This is a genomic window from Streptomyces sp. NBC_01707 (assembly GCF_041438805.1).
GTDB lineage: Bacteria > Actinomycetota > Actinomycetes > Streptomycetales > Streptomycetaceae > Streptomyces.
In genome coordinates, this window is the sequence record NZ_CP109190.1 from 4,722,702 (window position 1) to 4,737,496 (window position 14,795).

Below are 14,795 nucleotides of genomic sequence, written 5' to 3' on the forward strand. Positions count from 1 at the left end.
CGGAGGTCGTCCGTCCGTGAGGCCCAAGATCGTCTGTGAAGCCTGGTGGCTTCACGGACGAGATCGATGGGGCGGGTGAACGGTTGTGCGGCCGGAGGGATTCTTTACGCGCACGTGACCGGGCCATGGCAATCGGGCCTGCGCCGTCAGTCGAACCAGCGGTCCCGGGCCAGTTCCTCCGTGCGCGACGGGTCCTCCAGCAGCGCCGCGACCTCGAAGCGGCGCGGCCACTGCCCCGCCGCCCACGCCAGGCCCGCCGCGACACCCTCGAGCGTCGACGCGTGGACGACCCCGTCCGGCGTGCGGCGCCAGTCCAGCTCGACGCCGCCCGCGCGGAGTTCGCCGTGCTCGATGTACGTGTCCGGGGTCCCGGCGCCGAGCAGGATCCGTACCGGCTCCGGCACCTGGTGCTCCTCGCCCTCCGTCGTCACCTGCGCCTCGACGGTCTCGCCGAGCCGCCGCACCTGGAACAGCTCGGCCAGTTCGGCGGCGCGTGCCGGGGCCACCGGCAGCAGCGGAAGGCTGTCCGTCAGGGGCAGCAGATCGGGGGCGTCCGCGATCACCGCGTCCGCCGCGTCGACGACCCGTACCTCGCCGTCGACCACGGCCCGCAGCTCGTCGGGCAGCGTGACATGTTCGGGGTCGAGATCGGCCAGGGCCGTGTACAGCTCGTGGAGTTGCACGGAGCCCACCGGGCGGCTGCCGTCCGCGAGCCGGCCGAGGAGTTCGGCGGCACCGCCCGGCTCGTCGAGGAGCGCCGCGACGGACGTCCGTACGCCGAGCGCGCGCAGCACCTGGACGTCGTCGAAGCCGGTCGCGTCGGCGGAGTCGTACAGTCCGGACAGCCGCGGGTCGCCGCCCGCGGCCCGCAGACCCGCCGGCCGGCGGCCGGCGAGCACCGGGTGGTCGCGCAGCCACCAGGCGGTGTACGGGCGCACGGACCGGGTCGTGCCGTCCGGGAGCAACACCCGCACCGGCTGCGTCAGCGCGTCGCGCAGCGGCGGGCGGGAGAGCAGGGCGAGCGCCTGCGGCCAGGCGTCGTCGTCGACGAGGTCGAGGTCACGGACGGCGACGAGTTCGGTGACGACCGGCGGCACGGGGGTGTCCGGCAGCTGGTCGAGGATGTCCTCGCACCACACGTCGACGGCGTCGAGCAGCCCCGCGTCGTCGGGCTCGGCGAAGTCGCCTTCACGCGGCTCCAGTTCGTCCGGGTCGAGGACGACATCGGTGGCGCGGACGAGTGCGAAGGTGGCCAGCACCCCGCAGGCGGTCAGCGGCTGTTCGCCCCAGCGCGCGGCCAGTTCCTCGTCGCAGAGGGCGAGTTCGCCGTCGCGCATGATCTGGGCGAACGGGCTTCCCGGCAGCACGAGTTCACCGGCCGGAGCGGGCTCGCCCTCCTCGTCCGGGAGCGCGAGTGCGCCGAGCCATGGTTCGTCGCCGGGCGACAGGTCTGCGTCCCGGACCAGCGTGAGGACGGTCTCCGCGAGCTCTTCGGCGTCCAGAGCGTCCTCGTCCCACACCTCGCCCGCGTCCAGCGAACCGGCGACGGCGGCGCGCACCTGCGGGGTCGTCAGCACGGCGCGCGGAGTGGCGGGCAGGGCGCCCAGCTTCTCCAGGAGCGGATGGGCTGCCTCCGGATGCGCGACCTTCAGGCCGAGTCTGGCCAGCCGGTCGAGAACGGGGCCGGTGAGCGCTTCGGGCAGCGGCAGCAGGACCTGACGGGGACCGATCGTGGTACGCGGGGCCGCGACGCCGCCCGGTCCCTCCACCGCCTGATCCACCGTCCCGGCCAGTGGCACCGGCAGTCCGGAGAGCCGGTCCGGGTCGATGCCGGACAGGCTGTCGTACAGCCGCCGCCACCAGCCGGGATCGCGCTCCAGACCGGCGAGCCGGTCGATGGCCTCGGTCAGCGGCACCCTGGCCACCCCGAGCGTGCGCAGCTCGCTGCGGCGCTCAAGTCCCGCGGGCAGCAGGCACGGCAGCACCTCGGCGAGCACCCGGACGGTCTCGGCGCCGACCCCCTCCAGCACTTCGGCCTCGATGGGCCGCAGCGCGGTGGTGGGCTCGTGGGCGCTCTCCGGCTCGGCGTCCCAGGCGTCCCACCGGTCCGGCTCGGCGGCGGTGTCGCGCGGGGCGGCAGGCTCCAGGAACGCGACGCGCGGCAGCCGTTCCAGGATCGCGCCGCGCAGCGCACCGTCCAGTTCGCCGTTGCCGAGCGGGCCGGGCACCAGGTCGATCGTTCCGACGCTCACCGGATGCCAGTCCGCGAGCAGTTCGGCGTAGGCGTCGGCCGCGCGCTGCACCAGGAAGTCGGTGAGCGGGCCGGGCGCGGGGTGGCGGCGGGTGGTGTCGAGCGGCAGCGACGCGATGAGCAGGGCGGGCACGCCGAGGGGCTCGTCGGTGGGGGTCGGGGCGTGGACGACGGCGGCGGTACGGGGGTAGACCGGCGCCCCGTCCATGTCCACGGGTACCGCCCAGGTCACCGACCAGTGAGGGCGCAGCCGCTCCTCGAGGGGGCGGTCGGCGAGCAGGGCCGGCTCGATCGGACCGTGGTGCGCGACCGTGCGCCAGCGGTTCCTGCCGTGCACGGAGTCGTCGACGTGCGTGTACGGGCCGTGCTGGGACCGGTGCAACGTCCGTACCCCGTCAGGGGTGTCGATGACGATCTCCTCGAGGCCGGGCAGCGTCAGGAGCAGCGCGTCGTCGACGGCGGCGAGCAGTCGGCCGACGAGATCCTCGGCGACGCCGTCGCGCAGCGGCAGGACGACGACCGTGTCGTACCCGTCCGGCGCGGTGCCCTCGGCGGGCAGCGGGAGCCGGAGCAGGGGTACGTGACCGTCGCGGCGGCGGAGTTCGTCACCGAGGCCGGGGCTGCCGACGGCGGCCTGCCGGGCGAGGCCGCGGGCCTCGGCGAGGGACCAGCGGACCCCACCGTGCCTGCCCACTACGGCGGGCTCGTCGCTGACCGCGAGCACGGCGGCGAAACCGACACCGAACCTGCCCACCGCGGACTCATGGCCCTCACGCTTGGCGGAGGCCCGGAGCGTGCTGAGCGATTCGACACCGGTGGCGTCGAGAGGGGCACCGGTGTTGGCGGCGGCGAGGACGGCGTTCCCGGTGTCGCCGGGGTGCAGGGTGAGACGGAGACGGCCGGCGACGCCGGCGCGGGCGGCGGCGTCGGCGGCGTTCTGGGCCAGCTCGACGACGAGACGGTCACGGTAGCCGCCGAGGGCGAGGTCCTCCTCGGCGTTGGCGTCCTCCCGGAACCGGGCGGGACCGGCGCCCCAGGCATCGAGCACCCCGCGCCGCAGCCGTGCCGTCCCGAACGGATCGGCCCCCTCGGTCGCATTCATGCTCACGCTCTGACTCCGCTCTGTCCGGTGACGCGATATCCGTGTGCGGCGGGGAGTGCGGGTGCACCCGTGCCGCCAGTGTGCGCCCGAAGGTACCGCGAGCGGAAAGCCGGTGCGCCGAGCCCGTGCGCCACGTTTTGTCCTCAAACGCCGGACAGGCTCGGGTCGGCCCCGTCGAAAGGCTCCGCCGTGCCGTTGAGGCCATGGGGGAGACCGGGGAAGAAGCGGTCACCGGACAAAGCGGTCACCCGGTGGCCGGACGGCGCGAACGGCCCCCGGCACCGTGGACCCGAATCCCCCGGCGCCCAGGAGCGTCAGGAGTGGCCGAGGTCCTCCGACGGCGCATCCGGCTCCGCCGGAACGGACCCGCCGTCCCTTGCCGGGCGCAGCAGATACTCGTCCACCTGCATCGTGTCCAGTGCGTGCGGCGCCGGCTTCGGCGGCTTCGGCATCACCGCGGCCTCCGAGTGCCCACCGCACCCGTACGACAGCGAGACGACCCGCCCGTCCGCCGGGCTGAACTCGTTCGCGCACACCCCGAACGCCTGCCGCAGCGATCCCGCGATCGGCACCAGGAAGGCACACGTGTCGCAGGAGGCCGGTGCCGCCTGCGCCATCGGCGTCTTCGCGCCGAATGCCTCGTCCCACCGGTCGGCCGCCGCGTGCAGCCCGTACCGGGACAGCACCCGCGCCCGCCGCATCCCGAGCTCTTCGGCGACCGCGGCGATCGAGCCGCGGTCCGTCGCCTCCGGGCGCGTCGTCAGCTCCGCGTCCTCCGCGTCGACGAGATCGGCCAGTTCCTCCGACATCTCGGAGACCACCGAGTTCGGCGGCGGCTCGTCCTCACCGGTGTACCCGGGCTCCAGACGGAGATCCTCCGCCTCGGTGGGCAGCAGATCGCCGGGCCCCATGTCGCCGGGGCGCAGGCGCTCGCTCCACGGCACCCACTCGGGCGCGAGGAGCGCATCCGCCCCGGGCAGCAGTACCGCCTCGTCGAGCGTGACGTTCTTGGCGCGGGAGGCCCTGGCGACCGTCACCGCCCAGCGCCAGCCCCGGTAGCCGGGTTCCTTGCACTCGAAGTAGTGCGTGACGACCCGGTCCCCTTCGGAGACCAGCGCCACATGCTCACCGACCACTCCTGGCGCGGCGGCTTCCTCGGCCGCCGAGCGCGCGAGGTCTACCGCCTCGGCGCACAGACGGTCGGGGGCAGGGGTACGGGCAGTACGGCTTCGCGTCGTAGCAGCACTCACAGGTCTCGCTTCTCTCCATACGCCGTCTCACGAGCGCGCCAGCAGATCCATCGATTACGGCCATAACGGTTGCGGGCGGAGCGGACCTGGGGGCCGCGTCGACGTCCACACCCGTTGTGCCTGCCTCGGGCGCGCCTTCTGCTATCCATTCTGCGGGATCGCCGAGAGGCGCGCGGCCAAGAACAACCGCCGGTGGCGCGCTACGCACGCTACCCTCTCTGCCGCTCCCCGCCCACCTGCCCGTCCCAAACAAGGCCGTATCCACTGCCGTGTCCGTGTCAGAACGGGCCGGGCAGCCACGACGACGGGCGACCGTGGTCCCCACTGACCCGACAGGGCGGCGCTCATCGCGCCTCACACCGTTCTCGGTTCGTTACCGGTGTGACTGGGGCACTATGACGGGGTGGCTTCCGCCAGGTCGCACGACGGGTCCGGCCCGCTCCGCAGGACGGCCCGGACGATCGGTCATGCCCTGCACGTGCCGTTCACCGGCACGGCGAAGGGCATTCGCAAGGCGACCCACGCCCACGGCGCCGGCGAATCCGGGCTCGGCAAACTGATCGAACTGCATGCCGTGAACGGCGCGGGCGACGTGATGATCACCGTCGCACTCGCCTCGACGGTGTTCTTCTCGGTGCCGACGGACGAGGCCCGCGGGCGCGTCGCGCTCTATCTCGCCATCACGATGGCACCCTTCACGCTCCTCGCCCCGGTCATCGGCCCGCTCCTGGACCGCCTGCCGCACGGCCGCCGCGCCGCGATGGCGGGCGCCATGCTGGCCCGGGCGCTGCTGGCGATCACCATGTCGAGTGCGGTCGCCACGGGCGATCTGGAGCTGTATCCGGCGGCGCTGGGCGTCCTGGTCTCCTCGAAGGCGTACGGGGTCGTACGCAGCGCGGTGGTGCCGCGCCTGCTGCCACCGGGTTTCTCCCTGGTGAAGGCGAACTCCCGGGTCACCCTGGCCGGGCTCCTGGCCACCGGTGTGGCGGCGCCGATCGGCGCCGGGCTGCAGACCGTCGGACCCGGCTGGCCGCTGTTCGGCGCGTGCGTGATCTTCATCGGCGGCACCGTGCTCGCCTTCACACTGCCACGCAAGGTCGACTCGGCGAAGGGTGAGCGCCGGGCCCAGCTGGTCGAGCACCACGGCCACCAGCCGTCCGTCCCGGCCAAGCCGTCCAAGACCAACGGAAAACGGGCCAACGGCAAGAAGACCACCATGAGGTCCGGGGAGAAGGAGAAGCGGCCGGGGCTGCGGACCGTCGGGCCGTCCGTCCTGCACGGGCTCCAGGCGAACGCCGCGCACCGCGCCCTCTCCGGCTTCCTGATCTTCTTCCTGGCGTTCCTGCTGCGTGAGCAGCCGCTGGCCGGGCAGAGCGCCGCCGTCTCGCTCGGCATCGTCGGTGTCGCGGCCGGTGTCGGCAATGCCCTCGGTACGGCCATGGGGTCCTGGCTCCGGGCCCGTGGCCCCGAGGTGATCATCGCCGCGGTGCTGGGACTGGCCCTCGGCATCGCCGTCCTCGCCGCGGTCTTCTATTCCACCCTGATGGTCGCCGCGCTCAGTGCGGTGGCGGGCTTCACCCAGGCCCTGTCCAAGCTGTCGCTGGACGCCACGATCCAGCGTGACGTGCCGGAAGAGGTCCGGACCTCCGCGTTCGCCCGGTCCGAGACACTGCTGCAGATGTCCTGGGTGGTCGGCGGCGCCATCGGTATTTCCCTCCCCCTCAACGGCGTACTGGGGATGTCGGTCGCCTCGGGGATCCTCGCCGTCGGCGCGGCAGCCTCCGTACGGGGTCTGCTGAGCGCCGCGCGGCGCGGCTCGCCGCACCCCCGCGTGGCGTGAGCCGGAGCGACCGATAACCTTCGGGCCATGACCGTTGCGTTCTTCTCCGGTAAGGGCCGTCGTATCGGCGTCGCTCTTGGTGCCGTGTCCGCGGGACTCCTTGTCCTGTCCGCCTGCGACAAGCCGACGCCGCTCGCCACCGTGACGGTCGGCGACACCACGGTGACCACCGAGGCGTCCTGCTACAACGACGGCGACGCCCTCAAGAACTCGCAGATCCAGGCCTGCTTGAACAAGAAGGCGGACAAGTCCGTCAAGGTCGCGATGGACGACAAGGTCCGCTTCGGCGTCGACCCCGAGATCGCGGACAACGGCTGGACGCTCTTCATCAACGGCCAGCAGGCCGAGCAGGAGCCGTACAAGAAGACCTACCGGTCCGTCCCGGGCAGCGCCTTCTTCTCCAGCCAGACCGGCGAGACCACGAACAAGACGCAGATCAGCATCGTGGAGACCGACGGCAAGAAGCTCACCGGCATCTGGCACTTCGAGCTCAAGAAGACCGACTGATCCCCTCCTGACCTGGGAGGGCCCTCCCCGTGCGTGTGCTTGTCGTGACCGCTGTCCCGGTGGAACGGGACGCGGTCACGCGTGCGTTCACGGACGGACCGCAGATCCTCGACGTCCCCGGCGCCGAGCTGCACCGCGCCGGTTCCTTCGATGTCGTCGCGGGCGGAGCGGGTCCGGCTTCCGCGGCCGCCGCGGCCGCCTTCGCCCTGGCCTCGGGGGCCGGGGCGGAGGCCGGTCCGGGCGCCGGGACGGGACCGTACGGCCTGGTCGTCTCGGCCGGGATCGGCGGCGGGTTCGCACCCGACGCCCCCGTCGGCTCCCTCGTCGTGGCAAGCGGGATCGTCGCCGCCGACCTGGGCGCCGAGACCCCCGACGGCTTCGTTCCCGTCACCGACCTGGGGTTCGGACGGGAACGGTTCCTGCCGCCGCCCGACCTGGTACGGGATGTGGCCGCGGCCACCGGCGCGCTGACCGGCGAGGTCCTCACCGTCTCCACCGTGACCGGCAGCGCCGGCCGCGCCGCCGCCCTGCGCACCGCCCACCCGCAAGCCGTCGCCGAGGCGATGGAGGGGTTCGGGGTCGCCGAGGCCGCCGAGCGGCTGCGCGTACCGGTGCTGGAGATCCGGGCCGTCTCGAACGCCGTCGGCCCGCGCGACCGGAACGCCTGGCGCATCGGCGACGCGCTGGCCGCGCTCACCGAGGCATTCGGGAAGCTCACCCCCGTACTGGAAGGCTGGACCACTCCCCATGACCGACACCGCTGACACCACCGGCGACGCCCTGCGCATCGCCTTCTCGCCGTGCCCGAACGACACGTTCGTCTTCGATGCCTGGGCGCACGGCCGGGTCCCCGGCGCGCCCGCCCTCGATGTCACGTTCGCCGACATCGATCTCACCAACGGCATGGCCGAGCGCGGCGAGCTGGACGTGCTGAAGGTGTCGTACGCGGTGCTGCCCTGGGTCCTGGAGGAGTACGCGCTGCTGCCCTGCGGCGGGGCGCTGGGACGCGGCTGCGGGCCGCTCGTCCTGACGAAGGAGCCGGGTACGGATCTGACGGGGAAGACCGTCGCCGTGCCGAGCGAGCGCTCGACCGCCTATCTGCTGTTCCGGCTCTGGGCGGCGGATGTCGTCCCGGGCGACGTCGGCGAGATCGTCGTCATGCCGTTCGACGAGATCATGCCCGCCGTGCGGGACGGGAAGGTGGACGCCGGTCTCGTCATCCACGAGGCGAGGTTCACGTACCGGAACTACGGCCTGCACAGCCTCGCCGACATGGGCGAGCACTGGGAGTTGACGACCGGCCTGCCGATCCCGCTCGGCGCGATCATCGCCAAGCGGTCGCTGGGCGCCGAGAAGCTGAAGGCGCTGGCCGAGTCGGTGCGCACGTCGGTGCGGATGGCCTGGGACGACCCGGAGGCGTCGCGGCCGTACGTGCTGGAGCACGCCCAGGAGATGGACCCGGCCGTGGCCGACCAGCACATCGGGCTGTACGTCAACGAGTTCACCGCGGACCTCGGCGAGAACGGCTACGCGGCGATCCGCGGACTGCTGACCCGCGCGGCGGCCGAGGGGCTGGTGCCGCCCCTCGGCCCGGACGCGCTGTCGTTCGTCTGACGTCGACGGGCGCCGGCCGGCGACAGGCTGCGCGGCCTGTCGCCGGCCCGCTACACGTCCAGCTGGTCGGCGACCGCGCGCAGCAGGCCGCCGATCTGCTTGCCCGCCGCCTTGTCGGGGTAGCGGCCCCGCTCCAGCATCGGCGTGATGTTCTCCAGCAGCGTCGTCAGATCCTGCACGATCGACGCCAGTTCGTCCGGCTTGCGGCGCTGGGCGGCCGCGACGGACGGCGTCGGGTCCAGAATCGTCACCGATAGCGCCTGGTCTCCGCGCTGACCTGCGACGACGCCGAATTCGACGCGCTGACCGGGCTTGAGGGCGTCTACTCCGTCAGGGAGCACCGACGAGTGCACGAACACGTCGCCACCGTCGTCGCGGGAAAGGAAGCCGAAGCCCTTCTCGCTGTTGAACCATTTGACCTTGCCAGTCGGCAAAGCACGCACCCCATCTCAACCTGTATGCCGGAACCAAGCCTCAGCAGGTCAGGCCGGACCATGGTCGTGCTCCCCTGCTGGCAGAAGCCTCCACAGGTGCAGTACCCCTCGTCAAGCCTGGTCATCCGGACTGTGTCCAGAAACGGCGCACTACGGGTGAAGAGGGGTTCTTCCGGGGTGGGAACTACCCTTGCGGGGTGAGTACTCCTCCTTCTGGTGCAGGCGACCGGCTCGTCCGGGTCGGCGCGATCGTCTTCTTCATCGGGGCACTGGCCACGCTGGTCACAGTGGCTCCGTTGTTCCTCGGAACCGACCCGTTCCCGTCCATCGCGTACGCGGTGTGCATGTTGATGGGGGTGGGATTCCTGATCGCGGCGGCCGGCGTGGTGCGGTCGGCGTGGGCAGGGTCTCCGAAGCGGGACGCCACGCGGTAGAGCGAGAGCGGGGGCGGAGTCCCGCCGGACCCGCCCTACGCGGCCCGGTAGACGTCCAGCCAGGCCGGGAACTCCGTCAGGTTCTGCAGGATCACATCCGCGCCCGCCGCTCGCAGTTCGTCCGCGTCGCACGGGCCCGTCGTCACCGCCACCGACAGCGCCTGCGCCGTGCGGGCACCGCGTACGTCCCCGGTGTGGTCGCCGACATAGACCTGTGCGCCGTGCTCGCGCAGCGCCCGCGCCTTTCCCTCCGCCCACAGGCCGCCGACGATCTCGTCGGCCTCGATCCCGAGATGCGCCAGGTGGAGCCTGGCGTTCGGCTCGTACTTCGCCGTGACGACGATCGTCCGGCCGCCCCGCTCGCGGATCGCGGCGATGGACTCCCGGGCGCCGGGCAGAGCCGGGGTCGGGGTGATGGCGTGTGTGGGATAGATCTCCCGGTACCGGTCGGCCGTGGCGGCCACGACGTCCGCCGGGAACCAGTTCGCCAGTTCGTCCTCCAGCGGCGGACCGAGCCGGCTGACCACCAGATCGGTGTCGATCTGCCTCCCCGTCTCGGCGGAAAGCGCCTGGTAGGCAGCCTTGATGCCGGGCCGGGAATCGATGAGCGTCATATCGAGGTCGAAGCCGACCGTCAGGGGGTGCGGAGCCATGGCTCCATTGTGCCGAGGTCACGGAACTGCCCCTCGCCCTCCGGGCCCCGTCACACCCCGCCTAGACTAAGCCAAGCCTTACCTAGCTGTGTCGGCCTTGCGTGGCTGCACAGAGCCAGGTCGTCCAGTTCGCCGATTGGGTCCGATGCCAGCCGCCGCACCTCGCCGCCACAGACGCGCTCTCGCGACGGCGACGGCCGTCCTGGCGCTGCTCGTGGCCGTACTGCTCAGCCTTGCCGTGGGCGCGCGCACCATCGCGCCGTCCGCGGTGCTCGACGCCCTGCTGCACGGCGGGCACTCCGACGCCGCCGAAGTGATCCGCCGGCTGCGGGTGCCACGCACCCTGATCGGGCTGATGGTCGGTGCGGCGCTGGCCCTCGCGGGCACCGTGCTCCAGGGCATCACCCGTAACCCCATCGCCGACCCCGGGATCCTCGGCATCAGCCAGGGCGCCTCGGTCGGCGTGGTGCTGGCCATCGCGTACGCGGGGATCCACACGCTGACCGGGTACGTCTGGTTCGCGTTCACCGGGGCGGCCGTCGCGTCCGTCGCCGTGTACGCGATCGCGTCGCGCGGGCGCGGCGGGGCGACGCCGGTGAAGCTCGCGCTGGGCGGCGCCGCGATCAATGCGCTGCTGGTCTCCGTGACGATGGCGGTGCTGACGACGAAGGCGTCCGCGCTCGACGAGTTCCGCTTCTGGCAGGTCGGTTCGATCTCCGGGCGGGAGGCCGAGGTGGCGCAGCAGATCTGGCCGTTCCTGCTGGCCGGCACGGTGCTCGTGCTGTCCGTGGCGCGGGGCCTCGATGCGCTGGCACTGGGCGAGGACGTGGCGAAGGGGCTGGGGCAGAAGGTCGCGACGGTACGGATCGTCGGCGGCGTCGGAGCCACCGTGCTGACCGGGGTCGGAGTGGCCGCGGCCGGGCCGATCGCGTTCATCGGGCTGGCCGTCCCGCACATCGCCCGCGCGATCGTCGGCAGCGACCACCGGTGGGTACTGCCGATGGCGGCGCTGATCGGCCCCGTGATGCTGCTGGTCTCGGACGTCATCGGCCGGATCGTCTTCCCGCCGGGCGAGGTCCCGGCGGGCGTGATGACGGCGCTGATCGGAGTGCCGTTCCTGGTCGCACTCGTACGTCGGAAGGCGGTCCCGGCATGAGCGGCACCCTCACCCGGACCCCGGTCCGGCCCGCCGGGTACAGCGTCGTACGGATCGGGGCACGCGGGCGGTTCCTGCTGCACCGGCGTGCGGTCGTCGCCGCGGCGGTCCTCGTCGTGCTGCTGGCGGTCGTCTGCGTCGCGTACCTCTGCGTCGGCGAGAGCTTCGTCGCGCCGGCCGACGTCGTGAAGGTGATCCTCGGGCAGCCGTCGCCGTACGAACTGGTCGTCGGGACGCTGCGGCTGCCCCGCATGGTCGTCGGTCTGCTCGTCGGCGCGGCCTTCGGGATCGCCGGGGCGCTGATCCAGACGGTGGCCCGCAATCCGCTGGCCAGCCCCGACATCATCGGCATCAGCCAGGGTGCGGGCGCGCTCACGGTCGGCGCGATGACGTTCGGCGTCACCTCGTACACCGTGCTGCCGTACCTGTCGGTCATCGGCGGGATCGCGGCGGCGGCGCTCGTGTACGTCTTCGCATGGCGCGGCGGGCTGCACGCCACCCGGTTCGTCCTCATCGGCATCGGCTTCGCCATCGCGCTGCGGTCCGTCACCACACTGTTCCTGACCAAGGGCGACTATCTGGTCGCCCAGCAGGCGCAGATCTGGATGACGGGTTCGCTGAACGGCCGCGGCTGGAACGAGGTGGCGCCGATCGGCTGGACGCTGCTCGCGCTGCTGCCGGCCGTCCTGTGGGCGGCGCGTGCGCAGCGCACCGTGTCGATGGACGACGACACCGCGACCGCGCTGGGAGTACGGCTGGGCCGGGTGCGCCTGGGGCTCGTCGCGCTCGGTGTGATCCTGGCGTCCGTGGCGACGGGCACGGCCGGGCCGGTCGACTTCGTGGCGCTGCTCGCCCCGCAGATCGCCCGCCGCATGACACGTACCGCCCAGATCCCGCTGCTGTGCTCGGCGCTGCTCGGCGCGGTGATCGTCGTCTTCGGCGATCTGCTGGCGCGCAAACTCTTCTCACCCACCGAGCTGCCGGTGGGTGTGCTGACGGCGGCGGTCGGCGCCCCGTATCTGATCTGGCTGATCATCCGCGGTCACGGTGGCCGCAATGGAGGCAAGGCATGAGCTCGACCCGTACGCCCGATGCCGTCGCCGAGGCGACGACCGGCCGTCTCGCCGCGCGCCGGCTGACCCTCGCCTACGAGGACCGCACGGTCGTGCACGAGCTGGACCTCACCGTTCCCGACGGCCGGGTGACGGTCATCGTCGGCCCGAACGCGTGCGGCAAGTCGACCACCCTGCGCGCGCTGGGCCGACTGCTCAAGCCGCGCGGCGGAGCCGTACTCCTCGACGGTACGGAGCTGTCCCGGATCCCCACCAAGAAGATCGCCCAGTCGATAGGACTGCTGCCGCAGACCCCGGTCGCGCCCGAGGCGATCACCGTCTCCGACCTCGTCGCCCGCGGCCGTCAACCGCACCAGCACTGGTGGCAGCAGTGGTCGGAGGAGGACGAGCGGGCCGTCACCGACGCCATGGTCCGTACGGACATCACGGCACTCGGCGACCGGTCGGTGGACGAACTGTCCGGTGGACAGCGGCAGCGGGTCTGGATCGCGATGGCGCTGGCCCAGGAGACGGATCTGCTGCTGCTCGACGAACCGACGACGTACCTCGACATCTCGCACCAGGTGGAGGTCCTCGACCTGGTGCGTCAGCTCGCCGCACCGGCGGCCGACGGCAGCCGCGGCCGGACGGTCGTCACCGTGCTCCACGACCTGAACCAGGCCGCCCGCTACGCGGACCACCTGGTCGCGATGAAGGCGGGCCGGATCGTCGCCGAGGGCCACCCGGCGGACATCGTCACCGCGGAGCTCGTACGCGAGGTGTTCGGCCTGGAGGCGGTGATCGTCCCGGACCCGGTGACGGGTTCTCCCCTGGTCGTACCGGGCGCCCCGTGGTCCCCCGGTCCGCGGTGACCTGTTCCGTCCTCGATCTCCCCCGTGGGCACAACGACATGGGCCCCCTCGACGGGCTTGATGTGTGCGTCTGGTCCTTGGGGGTACCGTCGCCTTGTCGGGTGGTCCGGTGCCCCTCCGGGGCGTCTCCTCGGGCAACGAACGTTCGGCGGGTACCGCAGAGGGGAGCCCGGGTCTTTGTTCGTCACCCTGCGGGGACTCCCCTGCACGGCCCCGGACCGGCCGTCCCGCGAGTGCCGCAATGCGCTCCACCGGGTCGCAGACGCGGGTGATGCCCGGGTGGGGCCGTGCAGGGGAGTCCCCGCAGGGGCTGGCGTACGTGCCGGGCTCGTCCGTGTTGCCGACTTCCGCGCCAGTCCCGAGGAGACGCCCCGGAGGGGCACCACCCACCACGCGCCCCCGGCAGGCGCACCGGTGCGCGTCCACGTACCGGGCACGCACCCTTCAAGCCCGTCCGGCGCTTGAGGACGGAACCGTCAGCCGGACGCCCCGGCACGCGCAGCCCCGCCTACTCCACCCGCCTCCGCGCCCGCCACACCAGGAACAGAGCGGACGTCACCGCCGCCACCCGCACCACCACCGGCCACACCCCGCTCAGTGCCTCGCCCATCCCGTCCTGAGGGATCGGCTCGCCCCAGCGCCCGTCCAGCCGCCCCCACAGCCAGGCCAGTCCGCCCGCCGCGACCATGCCCGGCAGCCACATCGCGGCCAGTTTCGCCTCCGTACGCGAGAGCGTGCGTGAGCCGTACGCGAGCAGCCAGCCGCCCGCCAGGGCCACCCAGTACCCGGTCACCGCCCCGGTGACCAGCAGCGCGGCGGCGAGCAGCAACAACGGGTGGGAGAAGCGGAACCCCTTGCCCTCCCGGGGCGCACGCCGACGCAGCCGCGGCCGCCACCGACCGCGCGGCGCGTCGTCCGCCTCACCGGAATCAGCACCGTCGGAGCCGGCCCCGGCGCCGTCCTCCCGCACGGGGTCTTCCGCATCCGCACCGGCCACCGCCGCGGCCCCCTCCGCCGGCGGCCGCGGCGGCCTCAACAGCTCGGCGATCTCCACCCCGCCGACGAACCCCGGCACCTCCACACCGTCCCCGAACGGCCCCGACTCGATGCGCCACCAGTCGGGTTCGCTCCCGGACGCGCCCAGTTCGTCCGATCCCGCCATGTGCGGCGGCGACGGCACCCGCTGGGCCGGCACATCGCCCCCCGAAGCACCCGGAGCACCTGAGGCCCCCGAGATCTCCGGGGTCCGGGAGGACCCCGCCGCCCCGTCCGACGCGCCCTTGCGCGAACTCTCTTTCCGAAGCGTCCCTCTACGCGGCCGGGGGATCCCTCGCGACTCCGGATCACCCGCATCCGGAGCCTCCGCCGCCCCCGGCAACGTCACCGTTCCGTCGGCCGACCGGGCCGCCGCGGCGACCAGTTCGTCCGGCGTGCCGAGCCGCCCGATGATGCGGCGCACCGCCGCCGGCGTGTCCGTGGCCTGGCTTCCGCGCTGCTGGTCGATCTCGGTGCGCAGTGCCGCCACGAGCCGCATCCGGGTGCCCGAGGACAGCTGTTGCTGCTGGGCCAGATCCCCGACCCGGCTCAGATAGTCGTAGACGAGCTGGTCGCTCTCGATCCCCACGCGATG

Annotated in this window: 13 protein-coding genes; 8 read left to right on the top strand and 5 right to left on the bottom strand. The window is 72.7% G+C overall.

Features of this window, described 5'->3' with window-relative positions; all coding sequences use genetic code 11:
- Window positions 1-146: 146 nt before the first annotated feature.
- Together OG963_RS21240 and OG963_RS21245 are read right to left on the bottom strand one after the other, a co-directional pair.
- The gene (locus OG963_RS21240) at window positions 147-3,353 is read right to left on the bottom strand and encodes a sacsin N-terminal ATP-binding-like domain-containing protein (RefSeq protein ID WP_093778308.1); all 3,207 of its coding nucleotides are present in this window, start codon (window positions 3,351-3,353) and stop codon (window positions 147-149) included.
- Window positions 3,354-3,667: 314 nt separating this feature from the next.
- Window positions 3,668-4,603 (bottom strand): DUF3027 domain-containing protein, encoded by a 936-nt coding sequence (locus OG963_RS21245; protein ID WP_093778310.1) that lies wholly within the window; start codon window positions 4,601-4,603, stop codon window positions 3,668-3,670.
- Between the two features lie 403 nt (window positions 4,604-5,006).
- On the opposite strand from OG963_RS21245, the gene OG963_RS21250 reads away from it, so the two are divergent.
- From OG963_RS21250 to OG963_RS21265, 4 genes are read left to right on the top strand one after another with little or no spacing between them, the layout of a single operon-like run.
- Window positions 5,007-6,443 carry an MFS transporter gene (locus OG963_RS21250; protein ID WP_093778312.1) on the top strand — a complete coding sequence of 479 codons (1,437 nt, stop codon included), beginning with the start codon at window positions 5,007-5,009 and terminating at the stop codon, window positions 6,441-6,443.
- Window positions 6,444-6,470: 27 nt separating this feature from the next.
- Window positions 6,471-6,950: a hypothetical protein gene (locus OG963_RS21255; RefSeq protein ID WP_030926539.1), complete on the top strand. Its 480-nt coding sequence runs from the start codon at window positions 6,471-6,473 to the stop codon at window positions 6,948-6,950.
- Between the two features lie 29 nt (window positions 6,951-6,979).
- Window positions 6,980-7,714: a futalosine hydrolase gene (locus OG963_RS21260; RefSeq protein WP_093778314.1), complete on the top strand. Its 735-nt coding sequence runs from the start codon at window positions 6,980-6,982 to the stop codon at window positions 7,712-7,714.
- Window positions 7,698-8,564, top strand: a complete 867-nt coding sequence (locus OG963_RS21265; RefSeq protein ID WP_030926543.1) for a 1,4-dihydroxy-6-naphthoate synthase — start codon at window positions 7,698-7,700, stop codon at window positions 8,562-8,564. The genes OG963_RS21260 and OG963_RS21265 overlap by 17 nt, the downstream gene beginning before the upstream one ends.
- Window positions 8,565-8,614: 50 nt before the next feature.
- Here OG963_RS21265 and OG963_RS21270 read toward each other — a convergent pair whose 3' ends face one another.
- Window positions 8,615-8,998 (bottom strand): cold-shock protein, encoded by a 384-nt coding sequence (locus OG963_RS21270; RefSeq protein WP_030926546.1) that lies wholly within the window; start codon window positions 8,996-8,998, stop codon window positions 8,615-8,617.
- Between the two features lie 197 nt (window positions 8,999-9,195).
- Between OG963_RS21270 and OG963_RS21275 the strand changes: the two genes are divergently transcribed.
- Window positions 9,196-9,432 (top strand): hypothetical protein, encoded by a 237-nt coding sequence (locus OG963_RS21275; RefSeq protein WP_030926548.1) that lies wholly within the window; start codon window positions 9,196-9,198, stop codon window positions 9,430-9,432.
- Window positions 9,433-9,467: 35 nt separating this feature from the next.
- On the opposite strand, the gene OG963_RS21280 is transcribed toward OG963_RS21275, so the two are convergent.
- On the bottom strand, window positions 9,468-10,085 hold the full coding sequence (locus OG963_RS21280) for an HAD family hydrolase (RefSeq protein WP_093778316.1): 618 nt from the start codon (window positions 10,083-10,085) through the stop codon (window positions 9,468-9,470).
- A gap of 145 nt (window positions 10,086-10,230) precedes the next feature.
- Here OG963_RS21280 and OG963_RS21285 point away from each other — a divergent pair, with 145 nt between their 5' ends.
- From OG963_RS21285 to OG963_RS21295, 3 genes are read left to right on the top strand one after another with little or no spacing between them, the layout of a single operon-like run.
- Window positions 10,231-11,241 (top strand): iron ABC transporter permease, encoded by a 1,011-nt coding sequence (locus OG963_RS21285; protein WP_093778318.1) that lies wholly within the window; start codon window positions 10,231-10,233, stop codon window positions 11,239-11,241.
- Window positions 11,238-12,314, top strand: a complete 1,077-nt coding sequence (locus OG963_RS21290) for an iron chelate uptake ABC transporter family permease subunit (protein ID WP_030926555.1) — start codon at window positions 11,238-11,240, stop codon at window positions 12,312-12,314. Before OG963_RS21285 ends, OG963_RS21290 begins: the two co-directional genes overlap by 4 nt.
- Window positions 12,311-13,165, top strand: coding sequence for an ABC transporter ATP-binding protein (locus tag OG963_RS21295; protein WP_093778320.1), 855 nt, complete (start codon window positions 12,311-12,313; stop codon window positions 13,163-13,165). The genes OG963_RS21290 and OG963_RS21295 overlap by 4 nt, the downstream gene beginning before the upstream one ends.
- 508 nt (window positions 13,166-13,673) lie before the next feature.
- Here OG963_RS21295 and OG963_RS21300 read toward each other — a convergent pair.
- The gene (locus OG963_RS21300) at window positions 13,674-14,789 is read right to left on the bottom strand and encodes a hypothetical protein (protein WP_093778322.1); all 1,116 of its coding nucleotides are present in this window, start codon (window positions 14,787-14,789) and stop codon (window positions 13,674-13,676) included.
- Between the last annotated feature and the right edge of the window lie 6 nt (window positions 14,790-14,795).

Bases quoted from the DNA above. Each gene is read 5' to 3' on its own strand.
- OG963_RS21240 (WP_093778308.1), bottom strand. From the start codon at position 3,353: ATGAATGCGACCGAGGGGGCCGATCCGTTCGGGACGGCACGGCTGCGG.
- OG963_RS21255 (WP_030926539.1), top strand. From the start codon at position 6,471: ATGACCGTTGCGTTCTTCTCCGGTAAGGGCCGTCGTATCGGCGTCGCT.
- OG963_RS21265 (WP_030926543.1), top strand. From the start codon at position 7,698: ATGACCGACACCGCTGACACCACCGGCGACGCCCTGCGCATCGCCTTC.
- OG963_RS21280 (WP_093778316.1), bottom strand. From the start codon at position 10,085: ATGGCTCCGCACCCCCTGACGGTCGGCTTCGACCTCGATATGACGCTC.
- OG963_RS21285 (WP_093778318.1), top strand. From the start codon at position 10,231: ATGCCAGCCGCCGCACCTCGCCGCCACAGACGCGCTCTCGCGACGGCG.
- OG963_RS21290 (WP_030926555.1), top strand. From the start codon at position 11,238: ATGAGCGGCACCCTCACCCGGACCCCGGTCCGGCCCGCCGGGTACAGC.
- OG963_RS21295 (WP_093778320.1), top strand. From the start codon at position 12,311: ATGAGCTCGACCCGTACGCCCGATGCCGTCGCCGAGGCGACGACCGGC.